Origin of the sequence: Enterococcus sp. DIV0574 (genome assembly GCF_051711125.1) — a bacterium.
Classification (GTDB): Bacteria; Bacillota; Bacilli; order Lactobacillales; family Enterococcaceae; genus Enterococcus_D; species Enterococcus_D gallinarum.
The window spans coordinates 3,212,066-3,226,859 of record NZ_JBIOMA010000001.1; the positions used below are offsets into that span (position 1 = coordinate 3,212,066).

General features: G+C 41.1%; 16 protein-coding genes and 1 pseudogene. 6 read left to right on the forward strand and 11 right to left on the reverse strand.

The genetic code is table 11. The features are described 5' to 3' along the window. Window positions 1-7 precede the first annotated feature (7 nt). Window positions 8-1,216, reverse strand: a complete 1,209-nt coding sequence (locus tag IGJ45_RS15325; protein WP_003127878.1) for a D-galactonate dehydratase — start codon at window positions 1,214-1,216, stop codon at window positions 8-10. Between the two features lie 131 nt (window positions 1,217-1,347). Here IGJ45_RS15325 and IGJ45_RS15330 point away from each other — a divergent pair, with 131 nt between their 5' ends. Then, window positions 1,348-2,028, forward strand: a complete 681-nt coding sequence (locus IGJ45_RS15330; RefSeq protein WP_410530748.1) for an IS6-like element IS1216 family transposase — start codon at window positions 1,348-1,350, stop codon at window positions 2,026-2,028. A gap of 272 nt (window positions 2,029-2,300) precedes the next feature. Here the strand turns inward: IGJ45_RS15330 and IGJ45_RS15335 are convergent. From IGJ45_RS15335 to IGJ45_RS15350, 4 genes and pseudogenes are all read right to left on the reverse strand, one after another. Beyond that, window positions 2,301-3,490 (reverse strand): annotated as a pseudogene (locus IGJ45_RS15335) (IS256-like element ISLgar5 family transposase). 409 nt (window positions 3,491-3,899) lie between these two features. Continuing rightward, window positions 3,900-4,466, reverse strand: a complete 567-nt coding sequence (locus IGJ45_RS15340) for a hypothetical protein (protein WP_050762678.1) — start codon at window positions 4,464-4,466, stop codon at window positions 3,900-3,902. Between the two features lie 575 nt (window positions 4,467-5,041). Further along, entirely contained in the window at window positions 5,042-5,179 is a 138-nt protein-coding gene (locus tag IGJ45_RS15345) for a hypothetical protein (protein WP_155804651.1), read from the reverse strand. Between the two features lie 249 nt (window positions 5,180-5,428). After that, window positions 5,429-5,761 (reverse strand): hypothetical protein, encoded by a 333-nt coding sequence (locus tag IGJ45_RS15350; protein ID WP_005469925.1) that lies wholly within the window; start codon window positions 5,759-5,761, stop codon window positions 5,429-5,431. A gap of 171 nt (window positions 5,762-5,932) precedes the next feature. On the opposite strand from IGJ45_RS15350, the gene IGJ45_RS15355 reads away from it, so the two are divergent. Both IGJ45_RS15355 and IGJ45_RS15360 read left to right on the forward strand, forming a co-directional pair. Beyond that, complete coding sequence (locus IGJ45_RS15355) at window positions 5,933-6,265, forward strand: helix-turn-helix domain-containing protein (protein WP_096711076.1); 333 nt, start codon at window positions 5,933-5,935, stop codon at window positions 6,263-6,265. A gap of 5 nt (window positions 6,266-6,270) precedes the next feature. Beyond that, window positions 6,271-6,735 carry an ImmA/IrrE family metallo-endopeptidase gene (locus IGJ45_RS15360; protein WP_003129307.1) on the forward strand — a complete coding sequence of 155 codons (465 nt, stop codon included), beginning with the start codon at window positions 6,271-6,273 and terminating at the stop codon, window positions 6,733-6,735. A gap of 221 nt (window positions 6,736-6,956) precedes the next feature. On the opposite strand, the gene IGJ45_RS15365 is transcribed toward IGJ45_RS15360, so the two are convergent. The 5 genes from IGJ45_RS15365 to IGJ45_RS15385 form a co-directional block, all read right to left on the reverse strand. Continuing rightward, window positions 6,957-7,763, reverse strand: coding sequence for a metallophosphoesterase family protein (locus IGJ45_RS15365; protein ID WP_138371345.1), 807 nt, complete (start codon window positions 7,761-7,763; stop codon window positions 6,957-6,959). A gap of 3 nt (window positions 7,764-7,766) precedes the next feature. Continuing rightward, window positions 7,767-8,549, reverse strand: a complete 783-nt coding sequence (phnE, locus tag IGJ45_RS15370; RefSeq protein ID WP_138371346.1) for a phosphonate ABC transporter, permease protein PhnE — start codon at window positions 8,547-8,549, stop codon at window positions 7,767-7,769. Next, on the reverse strand, window positions 8,546-9,325 hold the full coding sequence (phnE, locus tag IGJ45_RS15375) for a phosphonate ABC transporter, permease protein PhnE (RefSeq protein WP_005469909.1): 780 nt from the start codon (window positions 9,323-9,325) through the stop codon (window positions 8,546-8,548). Before phnE (IGJ45_RS15375) ends, phnE (IGJ45_RS15370) begins: the two co-directional genes overlap by 4 nt. Continuing rightward, window positions 9,297-10,088 carry a phosphonate ABC transporter ATP-binding protein gene (gene phnC / locus IGJ45_RS15380; RefSeq protein ID WP_003129303.1) on the reverse strand — a complete coding sequence of 264 codons (792 nt, stop codon included), beginning with the start codon at window positions 10,086-10,088 and terminating at the stop codon, window positions 9,297-9,299. The genes phnE (IGJ45_RS15375) and phnC overlap by 29 nt, the downstream gene beginning before the upstream one ends. A gap of 173 nt (window positions 10,089-10,261) precedes the next feature. Continuing rightward, complete coding sequence (locus IGJ45_RS15385) at window positions 10,262-11,185, reverse strand: phosphate/phosphite/phosphonate ABC transporter substrate-binding protein (protein ID WP_438768708.1); 924 nt, start codon at window positions 11,183-11,185, stop codon at window positions 10,262-10,264. A gap of 193 nt (window positions 11,186-11,378) precedes the next feature. Here IGJ45_RS15385 and IGJ45_RS15390 point away from each other — a divergent pair, with 193 nt between their 5' ends. Then, window positions 11,379-12,050, forward strand: coding sequence for a cyclic nucleotide-binding domain-containing protein (locus IGJ45_RS15390; RefSeq protein WP_003129300.1), 672 nt, complete (start codon window positions 11,379-11,381; stop codon window positions 12,048-12,050). A 203-nt stretch (window positions 12,051-12,253) separates the two neighbouring features. Here the strand turns inward: IGJ45_RS15390 and IGJ45_RS15395 are convergent, their stop codons facing one another. Then, window positions 12,254-12,838 carry a TetR/AcrR family transcriptional regulator gene (locus IGJ45_RS15395; RefSeq protein ID WP_005469905.1) on the reverse strand — a complete coding sequence of 195 codons (585 nt, stop codon included), beginning with the start codon at window positions 12,836-12,838 and terminating at the stop codon, window positions 12,254-12,256. 115 nt (window positions 12,839-12,953) lie between these two features. Between IGJ45_RS15395 and IGJ45_RS15400 the strand changes: the two genes are divergently transcribed. Both IGJ45_RS15400 and IGJ45_RS15405 read left to right on the forward strand, forming a co-directional pair. Beyond that, on the forward strand, window positions 12,954-14,045 hold the full coding sequence (locus IGJ45_RS15400; protein ID WP_409531095.1) for an ABC transporter permease: 1,092 nt from the start codon (window positions 12,954-12,956) through the stop codon (window positions 14,043-14,045). Between the two features lies 1 nt (window position 14,046). After that, window positions 14,047-14,754 carry an ABC transporter ATP-binding protein gene (locus IGJ45_RS15405; RefSeq protein WP_409531094.1) on the forward strand — a complete coding sequence of 236 codons (708 nt, stop codon included), beginning with the start codon at window positions 14,047-14,049 and terminating at the stop codon, window positions 14,752-14,754. Window positions 14,755-14,794 lie beyond the last annotated feature (40 nt).

Genomic DNA, 14,794 nt, shown 5'->3' on the forward strand with positions numbered 1-14,794 from the left:
CTCCTCCTTAAGGTCTTCCTGCAGATCCATCTGGCAAACGGCACAATGTCCAGTCAGCCATCCGATCATGTGTTGGAAAAGCCGCCGCAGCTTCCTCATCAATATCGACACCAATACCTGGTTGATCATTCAGATAAATGTACCCATCCTTTGCAACCGGTGTTCCCGGAAATACTTTGTACGTATTCTCTTTAATGCTGCAACTCCATTCTTGGATACCGAAGTTCGTGGAAGTAATACTTAAATGCGTATTCACCGCATGCCCGATCCCTGTCATATCACCTGGGCCATGCCACGCAGTTCGCACACCATAAGCATCTGCCAAGGAAATAATTTTTCTTGTTGGTGTAATTCCGCCCACCTGACTCAGATGCAATCGCAAATAGTCGATTGTCCGGTTTTGGATAAGCCCCGTCCATTCATGGGGATTATTAAACAGTTCTCCCATTGCTAGCGGAATATTGGTATGGCTTCGTAAATGCTCAAACCATTGGACTTGTTCTGGCGGCAATGCATCCTCTAAGAACAACAAGTCAAATTTCTCCAGCTGATTAGCAAATTTTACCGCTTCACTGGGAGATAAGCGTTCATGCACATCATGACAAAGCTTGATCGAGTCTCCAAATTTTTCTCTCAATTTTTCAAACCCTTCAATCATTGTCTTCATATAAACATCTGGATCGTAGTAAACACCGGGAGTATTATCCTTAGGTAAATGCATCGCCTGATTATTTCCGCCATACCCGCCAATCTGTACGCGAATCTGTTTCCAGCCTTGATCGACTCGCGTTTGCACTAACTCAACAGCATCACTGACACTTTGTGCATCGGCATGAATATAGGCTGGAACAGCATCACGAACCTTTCCACCAAACAATTGATAAAGCGGCATATTCGCCAGTTTCCCTTTAATATCCCAAAGTGCCATGTCGATTCCTGACAAAGCGTTGTTCAATACCGGACCGTTTCGCCAATAGCTACTCACCGAAGCTGTGCGCCAAATATCTTCTATCCGTTGCGGATCTTTACCAATCAAAAATGGTTTTAAGTATTTATCAATCGCTGTTACAACTACTTCATATCTCTGTGTAAATGTTGCACAACCCACTCCATAAATACTTGGGTCATTCGTTGTCACTTTAACTGCTACTAAGTTGATGCCTTCTGGAGCCGTGGTAATTACTTTAATATCTTCAATTACTAGCGCTTTCATCATTTGTTAAAACCTCTTTCTTAAATTTGACTCAAGTATAAGCGAATCCTTTTTTTCTGCGGTTCTGTTGCAAAGTTTTAAATCTACTATCAAATAAGGTAGAATAATAGAAAAAGATAGCAGGAGGAATGACGATGAATCATTTTAAAGGAAAGCAATTTCAGCAGGATGTGATTATTGTAGCCGTGGGCTACTATCTTCGTTATAACCTTAGCTATCGTGAAGTTCAAGAAATCTTATATGATCGTGGCATTAACGTTTCTCATACGACGATTTATCGTTGGGTGCAAGAATATGGCAAACTACTCTATCAAATTTGGAAAAAGAAAAATAAAAAATCCTTTTATTCATGGAAAATGGATGAAACGTACATCAAAATTAAAGGAAAATGGCATTATTTGTATCGAGCCATCGATGCAGATGGTTTAACCTTGGATATTTGGTTACGTAAAAAACGGGACACACAAGCAGCCTATGCTTTTCTTAAGCGGTTAGTGAAGCAGTTTGATGAACCGAAGGTTGTAGTCACAGATAAAGCCCCCTCTATTACAAGTGCCTTTAAGAAACTAAAAGAATACGGCTTTTATCAAGGAACAGAACATCGTACCATTAAATACCTGAATAATTTGATTGAACAAGACCATCGTCCAGTAAAGAGACGCAATAAATTCTATCGAAGTTTACGCACTGCCTCTACCACGATTAAAGGCATGGAAGCCATTCGAGGATTATATAAGAAAACCCGAAAAAAAGGCACTCTCTTCGGGTTTTCGGTCTGTACTGAAATCAAGGTATTATTGGGAATCCCAGCTTAAATCATAGATACCGTAAGGGATTTTATTCTTTATTTAAAACTTTGCAACAGAACCGTATTTTACACAATTTTATGGACTTGACTAAATTTTCAGTCTATATAATTAACTTATATTCAGTTTTACCAAATGATAAGCTTTAAAAAGTATTCAGAATTTAGTCATGTTATGGATCCAATAAAGTAGATATGGAATATTTATTTTCTCTTGTCTAATTTATAAGAGGGAGCGTCAATAATTTTGTGTAAATGATTCTTCCCTACTGCAGATTGTTTCTAATTCTCAATCAGTTGGCTTAGCATTTGTTCAAGTTCGCCTTCGGCCTGTTGAAAGCCTTTATGACTGCGACCTAGGAATTTTTGGTTGTAAGTATCAAAAGACGAGACTAAGAAACGTTCCATCGACTCTTCGTTTTGGAACTGTTCCTTGCGGTGGCTGTATTTCTTGATTTGCTTATTAAAGGATTCAATCAAGTTCGTAGAATAAATACTCTTGCGTATGGCCAAGGGGAAATCATAGAAAGTGAGCAAGTGATCGTTCGAAAGAATCGATTCAACCACTTTTGGATAGCTGGTTTTCCTTTTTTCCGCAAAAGCACCACGTGCTTCCAACGCACCTCTTTAGATGAGGCTTGATACACCATTTTAAAATCATCACAGACTTCCTTACGATCATCGACACGCACTTTGTGACTGATATTACGGGAAACGTGTACACAACAATGTTGAAAACGAGCTTTGGGATAGAACCGACTAATCGCTCCTACCATCCCCTTTAAGCCATCCGTGATGAACAGGAGGACATTTTTCAAACCGCGCTCTTGAAGGTCCAATAAAATTTCCTCCCAAATCGTGATGGATTCAGTCGGTGCAATCGCATAGCTCAATACTTCCTTTGATCCGTCCGGGCGAATGCCAACTGCGATATGAATAGCTTCCTTGGCGACGGTTTTCCGCTTTAACGGAATATACGTTGCGTCCATATAAATAGCAGCATAACGGTCATGAAGCTCCCGCCCTTTAAACGCCGTTACCTCTTCTGTAAATGATTTTGTTATATTGGACATGGTTTGGGGCGTGTAGTAATGCCCATACATTTTCTCAATCAAGTCTGCGATTTCCGACATGGTAATACCTTTTCGGAAGAGGTGAATGACGGTCTCCTCTAACGTGTCATTCGTCCGTCTATAAGCAGGAACAGTCTGTTGCTTGAACTCACCATTGCGGTCGCGCGGAATCTGGAGATAAAGTTCCCCATACTCAGTCTTGACCGTACGGTCATAGGAGCCGTTACGAGAATTACCCGTGTTAAAACCAATGCGATCATACTTTTCGTAATCTAGGAAAGCCGTTAACTCCGTTTTGAGAAGCGTATTGACTGCTTTCTCCAAATGGACACGGAATAATTCATTCAAATCGCCTTTGTTCGCTAGAGTCTTTAGAATTTCTGTAGTAAAATCGTTCATAGGGAAGTCCTCTCTTCTGTGAATGTGTTGTGGTAGCTCTATTCTACAGAAGGGACTTCCTTTTTTCTATTTACACAAAATATTTTACACTCTCTTCAGTCTGCATGGAAATCAAGTTATTATTGGGAATTCCAGCTTAATCTATAGTAAGCAATATATTCTTATTATTCATTTTGAAATTTTGCAGCAGAGTCTTACATTTTTTTGTCATTTTTTTTCCACATTTTTAATATTAGCGATGCTATTTTATCATTAAGTACTATCAAAAATAGGACTGTAACAATAATCATCGTATCGTGATTTGGAAAATACCTAAATCCTAATAATAAAAATAGTAGTGCTATGAATGTTATTACATAAGCTATCTTTCTTTTTCTATCTACCGTCACTTCATTCACCTTCGATCCTACTAGCTATCCTGTGTCCATATAGCAGTTGGAACTAAGAGATGGGCTTTATTCCTCGAAAATCTTATAATTACTCCTTTGTTGAGATCCACACTTCCTGCTTTATCTATCAAGAACGCTGCCGCAGTCGATGCGAAAACACCTGCAATTGGGGAAAATAAACTTGATAGAGCCCCAACTCCTAGAGCTAACGCTGCTTTTGAATACGAACTATCTAAATATAGGTACTTCAAGTCATTGCTCATTACAATCATTTTATTTACGCCTCTACGTAGCATGACTGATCTGGTATTCATTTCAATTTCTTCCTTGGTCCAAATATCTTCTGGATCATAACCTTTCTCAATTGCTAAATTCATTAGGTCTTGGAAAGTTATACTGGTGATTTCTGCTATAACCTCATCTGAAAGATATTCTAGTAGTACACCATACGTTCCTTCTTCATCTACATACTCATTTTCATTTGTATTGGTGTTAACTTCTGATGCAATTGCTACAGTATTCCCAATAGTTCCAACACCTAAAATTATCGCAGCACACACACAAATCGCTTTAATCTTATTCAGCATTTTCATCTACCTCGTTTTAATTAATTACTTTTACAATATTACAACACACAATTATACACGACTAAACAATGTATAAAATTGTTCTTTCGGTGTTTGTCCACTTCATCCAACACAATAATAGAAAATAGTTAGTAAGAGAATAATAATTAGTATTCATCAAAAACTGAAGAAAGATTACCCTTTTCGATTTTTCCTTATTCTGAAAGCGTGCTATCACTGAATCCAATTATTGCTTCAACTTCTTTATACGATTTACCGAAAATAATTTATCCATAAACAGACCACTTTTTTGGCGTACTGGTTGCTCTCGAGCAGCCTTCCTTGTAATCTTGTAATTCCGATTATTCTTTCTTTTAAAGGATACAAGCGTATTTACATCGAGCTTAAATAATCGAAAAAAGTATTTCTTTTCTCTATAAGTTCCTTCATTAGAATCATCTTACAAATCTAAAGACATCTGTTCAAAAGCGTGTGGCTTTCATTTTATTGCCTTAACGTTATAATTTATTTGCGAAATACGATAATTGGTACAAGTTACAACACAAAGGGCCGACCTACTGCGAATAGGTCGGCCCTTATTTTGTGCTGGAAGCAACGGCTAGCGACTGTCCTAGAAGCAGCTTACTTTTGATGATTGGATTCTTAGAAATAAGTTCTAGTACCAGTCCTATAAAGATTGACGCCATAATCAATGCAATAATTTGGTCAATCAAGAAAAAACACCCCTGAACTCATCCATCCCATAGTAAAGACTGCAACGTGCTCCTCGTTTATGGATAGCTTTTCCTCATAATCATTTACTTTACTACTGTTTCAGAATATCTTTAACCAGTTACTAGTTTACTTCTCTTTATTAGTGAAGTGGGCTAGTTCTGCATATTCTTAGTAAAATGCTTTCCTCTCCTTCACTTTATCCCCTGTCTTTCCTAGGAACGAGTCCAAGCCTCTCTCATCTATATCATTCATCCCTTTTGCTGATTCTGAACAGCTGTCTCTTTCAGTTGGCGGTTCTCTGCGGCTAAACGCTCCTGCTCACTACGGGCTTTTGCTAGTTCTGCCTGATAGATAATGATCTCTTCTTGGTGGGCTCTCCGAGCGGCACTTACGCTAGCTTCCAGCTCATCCACTTTTGTTTCTAGTTCGAGATTGAGCTTTTCATACTTTTCATATAAGATCTTGGCATTTTCTATATTGGTCTGCTCTAAGTTTGCTTTGCTCGACACCCGAGTAGCAAAGTAGGTTAGAACACCGGTAATCAAGGAAGGTAAAACGACTGCGGCAACTGTTGTATCCATAGATAACCCCTCTCTCATTCTCTTTTTGATACAAAATGTATCAACTAATTGGAGTATATTCGATACGATTCATATCGTCAACTAAAAAGATACATTGCATATCTTTATTCAATCAAATTAGATACACTTCGTATCTAATTGTGGTATACTGATCGAAAAGGGGGGATCACCATGCTTGGTGAACGATTAAAAGCACTGCGGCTAGGAATGAATCAAACGCAGCAACAGATTGCTGACCATCTAGGAATCACCCGGGCCGCCTATTCGCATTTTGAAAACGATCGAAACGAGCCTGATGGTGAAACGATCGTGAAATTAGCTGAATTATTCCATGTCTCCACAGACTATTTGTTAGGACGACATGCCATAGACAACTTCACCCAACCTTCTAAGCGGGTGCAAACAGTAGCTGCCCATATTGATGAAAATGTAACCGATGAACAAATGGAAGACATTCTGAATTATATCGACTTTATAAAACAGCGGCATGCCCAAAAGGATTGATGTATATGGATAAAGTTGAAGAACTAATGGCTGCATACCCAGATCTGCATTTTATTTTTGATAAAAATATGCCAGAAGGTCAACAAGGCTTATATATCGATGATCATATTTATCTGAATCCAAAACAATCGAAAGCAGACTTGTTAGGGACCATGGGTGAAGAAATCGGACACTATTTAACAAGTGCAGGAGACATCACTGCACAAGATACCAATGAAAAGCGTAAACAGGAACGTAAGGCACGTGACATTGGTGCAGCAATCGTTGTCACACCTTACGATATCATCGCCTGCTTTGAAGAGGGCTGCAAAACGTTACTAGAATGCGCCTCTTTTTTAGGGGTAACGACGCGAACGCTCAAAGATGCGGTCTGTTACTATGCCCGACGCTTTGACGGCATCAAGACAGACAATCAGTATACGTTGCTGTTTCAATTAGATGGAACCATTGAGGTGATCAAAACCTTTTAGTTACTAGCTGTGAGCGTTGGGCAATATTTGGATCAGTGAAGACACTTCTTGATACGATTCTACAGCTTTACTATTTCTTAAATAACAAAAAACGGCACTGTGCCGTCACGTTCATAAACAGAGCGCTCATTAAAAGCTTTACGGTACATTCGCTACTCATCAGTGGCGCGCGGATGTACCGTTGATTTCTGATTATTTCGATTGATGCACAAGGCCGTTTTCTATTCTTGGGTCATATCTACAACTTTCAGCAGTCGATTTGGCAAATAATTCTCAGAAGTTTGATGAATCAATTTACCGGATTCAAAACGATACAAATTATAGCCATATCGTTCTTCGAAGCGCACGATGCCTTGACCTTCATCTTCTCCCACAAAAGACATACTGGCGACAGTATAGTAAGGAATCCCTTGGATCTCACCGGTAAAGGAATGATGCGTGTGACCATTGAGGATACAGCGAATGTTATAGGAGGACAGCAAGTCCAACAAACGATCCGTACCGGGCCACACCGGTGTCGTACTTTGATGTGCCAGTAAATGATGATGGGTCACTAAGACGATCGGCAGATTTTTTAATTCCGCTAACGTCTGTTGCAGCCAGTGGAATTGTTGTTCATCGACAACGCCATCAGAAGCTCCATAGCGGGAATTATCAAAGGCAACAATCGCCATATCTGAATAACATTTTACTTGATTATATGGCGACTCGGAGGCCGCTGTACCGCACCAGCCTATGTGAAAATTGCTTTTGATGTCATGATTGCCTAAAGTAACGATCATTTCGACATCGCCTAGCAGCCTACGCAGTTGTTCTTTCAAGTAACGATAGTCTTCCACGTCTCCATCCTCCGTCAAATCCCCACTGATAACGACGAGGTCAATCGTTGCTCGTTGCTGGGCATGGCGAAGACATTCTGTTAATGGAATCAATGGATTCTGCATGGCCGCCAACATGCCTTGATAGCCCTCTTGGCAGTCTGGGTATTGTCTGCGAAAATGTATATCTGATATATGCAATAAATTCATCTTTTATCTCAATTTCTTTCTTATGATTCCTGTTATTTGGTCTAAAGCAAAGACGGTGATCACTACACCGATCAAAATAATACTAACTTTACTCCACGTACGTGTTTGGATCGCAAAAATCAATGGTGCACCGATTCCGCCTGCACCAACTAAGCCTAGTGTTGCCGCACTACGCACAGCGATCTCAAAATGATTCAACGCAAAGGAACTATAGATCGGCATCAAATAAGGGACACGTACAAAAAACATTGTTTGCCAGAAATTTGCACCCACCGCCTGCATCTCTTCGGTCAGCCGTTCATCCATCGCTTCCATCTCTTCCGTAAACAACTTGCCTAGCATTCCGATTTGATGGACACCGATTGCCATCACACCGGCAAAAGGTCCTGGACCAACGACTTTAACAAAAATGATCGCATAGACCAGTTCTGGAAACGCCCGCAAGACGTTGCAAATAAATTTACCGATTTTAGCGACCCAAGGAGTTGCTGACCAGAGATTGGCCGCACTCAGCAATGTGATGGGAATGGCTAAAACCGTGGCGATCATGGTTCCCAAGCAAGCGATGCCGATCGTTAATAACAGCAGACTAAATAAATCTTCCCCGCTGCCGTCATAGAAAAATGACCAGTCTGGCTGACTCAGTCCTTTCAACACATCTCTGCCCATTGCCAGTGAAAAAGTGCTTAATCCCGAATAGTCTAAGTCCAGTGCAGACAACAGGAACAGGACTACGAATAGTCCCCATAGGAGCCACGTTTTTTTACTCACCTCGCGAATCATCATAGAAAGGACCTCCTTACTCGTTCACTTAATTGGTCAACGATGGCCACAGTGACTAAAATCGTCAAAATAATGATGGAAACTCGTTCATATTTCAGCAATGCCAAAGACGAATTCAAAATGACACCGATCCCCCCAGCCCCTACATAACCTAGGACTGTCGAAGCACGAACATTGACCTCAAATGCATAAAAGGTATAGCTGGCAAACTGACTGATGACTTGAGGAGCTACTGACCAGACTGCAATCTGCAATTTGCTGGCCCCGACCGCCGCAGCAGCTTCGATCGGACCAAAATCGATTGTTTCAATTGCTTGGAACATCAACTGAGAGACCATCCCAAATGTAAAGACAGCAATCGTCAGGACCCCTGTTGCTTCTCCAATCCCAAAGATAGCAACAAACAATGCAGCCAATAATAAGTTAGGAATCGTCCGAATCAAGCCCAATAAAAAGCGAAAGATCGTCGAAAGCCAGCGATTTTCAGTAATGACTGTCGTAGCCAAGAAACTGACCGGGATCGCTAGACAGACACCGATGACCGTTCCAACTAAAGACATTTCCAATGTTTTAAGCATTGGCGAGACTAATTTCGGTAAATAGCTAAAATCCGGATGCAAGAAACGTGCAAAGAATGCCGTTACTTGGTTGGAATTTGACCAGACTTGCGCAAAGTCAGCCCCTGTGATCCATGCACTGCTTTGAAAGCAAAGAATTAAGAAGAGCAAGATCAGCAGGTTCTTGTACCACTTAAAGTGAACGGTCTCTTTCAATTTCATGGGTTTCTCCTGCCTTTTCTTCAAAAATCGCCTTGCCATAAATCTGTTCCAGCCGTTCATCTGTCAATGCTTCCGGCACACCATCAAAAACAACCGTTCCCGCTTTCAAAGCAATGACTCGTGTGGAGTAAGACCGTGCTAGCGGAACAGAGTGGAGGTTGACGATCACTGTTTTTTTCATTTCTTGATTGATTTTTTTCAAGTCCTGCATGACTTTCTCTGTCGTGATCGGGTCTAATGAAGCTACTGGCTCATCTGCTAGAATAATCGGTGCTTGCTGAACAAGCGCTCTTGCTATTGAGACCCTTTGCTGCTGACCGCCACTCAACTGATCGCTGCGGGTCTGCAGCTTATCCAACAGACCAACCGTGGCTAGTGCTTCTTTTGTTCGTTGATAGTCTTCTTTTGTAAATAATCCTAAAATACTTTTCCAAGTTGAATAATACCCTAAACGTCCAGATAGGACGTTCTTTTGAACGGTACTGCGTTTGACTAAATTGAAACTTTGAGAGATCAATCCGATTTGACGACGGATCAATCGTAATTCTTTCTTGCTTGCCTTAGTGATCGAGGTCTCATTAATGCGGATATCCCCTTCAGTGATCGGCACTAAACGATTGATCGAGCGCAATAAGGTGCTTTTCCCTGCCCCACTCAGACCGATGATTGAGACAAATTCTCCCTCTTCGATCGTCAAATTAATGTTTTGTAGTCCTTTGACCCCGTTTGGGTATACTTTGGACACATTTTCGAAAATTATCATACTTCTTCCCCATCTTTATAAGCATTGTGACACGGATCATACCAAAAGAATGAGAGACGAAGGGATACTTTGGTGGGATCGCTCTCGTTTTCACTATATCAGCCGCCCTCGCAAAAAGATCTGCACCCTTCGTCCAATCATTTTTCTGTTATTCCTTGTCGCAGCCCATTGTTTTACTCGGCTGCTTTTTCGGTATATTCACGGATCGTATCATAAGCAGAATCAGCTGCTTCTTCATATCCTTGATGTCCCCACAATGACATCGCTTCTGCGCCTTCTTCGTCATCTTTCATGTTCAAGAAAACATCTTTGATTTCTTTTTTCAAGGCATCGTCCATTTTTGGTTGGACCGCAATAGCATCGTTAGGAATATCCCCTTCGGTCAGATAAAGTACTTTGAGATCTTTAAACAAATCATTGTCTGCAAAGCTAGAAGCAAAGACATTTCGCGCACCTTCGAAAACAAACGCAGCATCCATTTGACCATTCAAGACTGCTGTGATCTCACTTGGAATATCATTGACTGTTGTCAAAGTCGCTTCGGTGGTAGGATCTACTCCGGCATCTTTCATTTCAGCAACTGGATAGATGTACCCACTAGCTGAGTTAGGACTTAAAGTAGCGATCTTCTTGCCTTTCAAATCAGTCAATTCATTCAATCTGCTGTCTGCACGAACTAAGATCTCCCCTTTGAAAGTGTTTGTCAATTGACCTTCTAACGGCAACCCCGTTTCTTGATCATAATCCCCTAATTGCGAAGTCAAAATGGCTTCAGCAGCGTCCATATCTTTTGCTTGGACATAGGCAACTGGCGGCATGATCCCGATATCTACTTGACCAGAAGCCATTGCTTCAACGATCGTTGAGTAATCCGTAGCCAAGGTCACATCCACCTGACGATCTAGCTTCTTTGATAAATATTCAGCGAAAGGTTTTGCTTTTGCTTCCATCGTCCCATCGTTGTTGGTCGGTACGAACTGCACCACTAATTTTTCTTTTGCTGCATCCTCTTGTTTTGAATTGCCACTGGCACAGCCAGTTAAAGCAACAGCCAACATAACTCCCATGATCCCTTTAGCAACCTGTTTGAAACGCATTTTTATTCCTCCTGTGAATGTTTTCTACTACGTGTAAATCATACCAAATAACTTCAGATTAAGAAGTGACACATGTCCTATTTCACCTTATTTTTACATACATTTTACATATAATATTAATTATCGTTCGTGTTGAGGCGTTGTTGATTCTACGCTATAATAAAGAAAAACCTCCAAGGAGTGGTCCTTCTCCATGAAAAAGATCCATGATGCGCAACAGTTGTCTGCTTATATCGACACCTTTTCTTTGCAAAATTATTTAGATGCGGCGTTATCTGACATGGCGGTATTACACTCTTTCGACAAAGATGAGCACTTGATCCAGACAGGGACCGTATCCGATTATCTCTACTTCCTTGTGGAAGGAACCGTGATGGTCTACTCGTACCCTTCTGATACCCAAAATATCTTTATCGATTATGCCAAACCCGCCACTCTTTTAGGCGAAGCGTCCTCTTTATGGGAATTATTGCCAAAAAGCAGTGTAAAGGCCGTGACGCCTTGTATCTGCGTGTGCATTTCTTTGAATCGCTATCGTTCTGTTTTACAACAGGATGTTCGGTTTTTGCAGAACATTTGCCAACTCCTCAGCTCACGGCTCAATTCAGGGATCAACTTAGCCAATTCCCTCACTGAGCCAGTAGAAACTCGTTTAGCAAAATTCATTTTGCTTCATGAAGAAAAAGGGGTGTTTACGCATCAGTTGACGACTTGTGCTGCTGTCTTGAATGTTAGCTATCGTCATCTCTTACGAACGATCACAAATTTCCGTGAGAACCGCATTTTAGAAAAGCAAAAAAGCAAGTATGTGATCCGTGACCGCTCTGCTTTAGAAGTTCTTGCTGAAAATCTCAGTCATTCCTGAAGATTCTAAGGATCTACGTATGGAGAACCTTCTGAGTGGAACCGCGATTGCCAAAGTCTATTTCTTTAAGTTGTGATTCAATGTCTTCTTTCTAACTACAGATACTGACCTAAGCTATCTCCTCTAAAGTTGCCTTGACAGATAGCATGTTAATCATTTCAATAAAACAGCCCTTCAGAAAACCATCATTCTGAAGGGCTGTTTTACTGAATGCCTTGCTTTAACCATTTGACTTTAAATGCAAAATCCGTCAACAGTTCATTGCTTGTCCATTGATTGGCGTAAGCATCTGTTAAGCTGTCAATGACCAGTTTCATCGAGAAATAGAGAAAACTATCGGCCTCTTTTTGACTTTCGATCCGAAATTTATTTGCTGTTAATACTTTTTTCCAAGCTGCCGCGCCATGAGGATCCTCACTGCGATATGAAAACAAATAACTATTCTGGATCAATAGCTGCAATTCTTTGTATTCCTCACTATCTTTGCCATATTCTAACGCTTCAACTAAAAAAAGCTCCAATCCTTTGAAAAAATCCTGCTGATGTTTCCCAATTTTTCTTAGGATACGGCCATGAACTTTGTTTGCTGAGTCATGGATCAAGTAATCATAAGCATCATTCAAATCTTCAAAATACTTATAAAAAATTCCCCGAGACATCTGCAGTGCTTCAACGATCTCACTGACTTTCACCTGGCTAATCGGTTTGTCAGAAAAAATCTTCAGCAAAACGTTTCGCACAACTATTTTTTTCTCAGGAGGAAGATTATTAAAAGTCGCCTTAGGCATAAGCCGCAGTCCTTTCTTTGAATTCGTTGCTTTATTATAGCATAGATGGCCGAAATTAATTCGGTGACAAAATGTCACCGTTAAGGTATGATGGATTTCGAAAGGGGAAATCATTATGTATTTAGCTTGGAAAGAAATCCGCTATGCCAAATTACGGTATAGCTTGATCATTGGCATCATGGTATTAGTTGCATATGTCGTATTTATGCTTTCTGGATTGGCCAATGGTCTGTCAGATGGTCACAAGAAAGCAGTCGCCGACTGGGGCGCTCAGACGATCGTACTATCCGAAGATAGTAATAAGGTCGCTAGTGCTTCCATTCTGACTCGCGGGGATTTATCCCGCGTGGAAGCAAAAGAAAAAGCCGCAGTTGGTCTGGCTTCTTCTGCAATCTCCCATAAAGGAAAAACCGAAAAGACCAATATCTCCGTCTTTGGTGCTGAGGCCGATCAATTCGTTGTCCCAAAAGTGATCGACGGCCGAAACTATCGCTCTGCGAATGAAGTGATCGTTTCAGAAAACCTTCTGCCAGAGGGGTTTGCCTTAGGGGATCACATTCAATTAGGCGGCGACGATCAAGTCTTTACGATTGTGGGCGTCACGGAAGCAACGACTTACAGCGTGGTCCCCGTGCTTTATCTCAACCTAGATGCCTATGCTCAGCTTAAATATGGTAATCAAGAGTTTGATCAAAGCAACGGCCCTATTTCATTGATCGCTACTAAAGAGCCGAAATCTGACGTCAAACTCATCCAATCAAAGGATCAAACAAAACTAACGGCATTGACTTTTGATGATTTTGTTGAGAACTTGCCTGGTTATTCTGCCGAAAAATTGACGTTGAATGCAATGGTTTACTTTCTATTTGTAGTGGTAGCAGCAATTGTCGGGATTTTCCTCTATGTGATGACATTGCAAAAAACAGCCCTCTTTGGTGTATTGAAAGCACAGGGAGTTTCTACCAGCTATCTCGTTCGTTCCATCGTGGGACAGTCATTGATCGTAAGTATTGCTGGCGTTTTGATTGCTTTTGTTCTCAGCTATTTGACTAGTCTAGTATTGCCAGCTGCGATGCCGTTTACAGTCAATTTACTGCAGTGGTGTCTTTATGGCATGGTTCTGATTTTTGTCTCGATCATCGGTGGTTTATTCTCCATTCGAACAGTCACAAAAGTCGACCCGATTACAGCGATTGGAGGCGAATAAGATGGCACAAACAGTCTTATCTATGGAACACATTACAAAAACATTTGGTTCTGGCCATACCGCAGTTACTGCTCTAAAAGGAATCGATTTTTCAGTGACAGCCGGTGAATTCGTCAGCATCATTGGACCTTCTGGATCTGGCAAAAGTACGTTCTTAACGATTGCCGGCGGACTACAACGCCCCTCAGAAGGTAAAATCATCATTGGTCAGCAAGACTTTACTGATTTACCTGACAAAAAACGATCTGCTGCCCGTTTCAAAGAAATCGGCTTTATTCTGCAAAGTTCAAACCTCGTTCCTTTTTTGAAAGTCAGTGAACAGTTTGAGTTTGTAAACAAGCTGAACAAAGACAACCAAAAAGAAGCAGCGTCTCTTTTACGTTCCCTCGATATTTGGGAGCTCAGAAATAAATTCCCTAAAGAACTCTCAGGAGGCGAACGTCAACGAGTAGCAATCGCACGCGCATTGTTCAATGATCCTTCACTGATTTTGGCAGACGAACCGACGGCCAGCTTAGATTCGGAACATGCTTTTGATGTTGTCAAATTATTGGCTAAAGAAGCGCATGAAAAACAAAAGGCGATCATCATGGTAACCCATGATCCAAGAATGACCCAATGGAGCGATCGGGTCTATCGCATGCAAGATGGACTTTTAGTCGAAGACTCCATCACCCCGCACACTTCATCAAAAACTTCAGAAGAATAACTAAAAAAGCTATCCAAACATAGGGACTCGCGACTGCGAT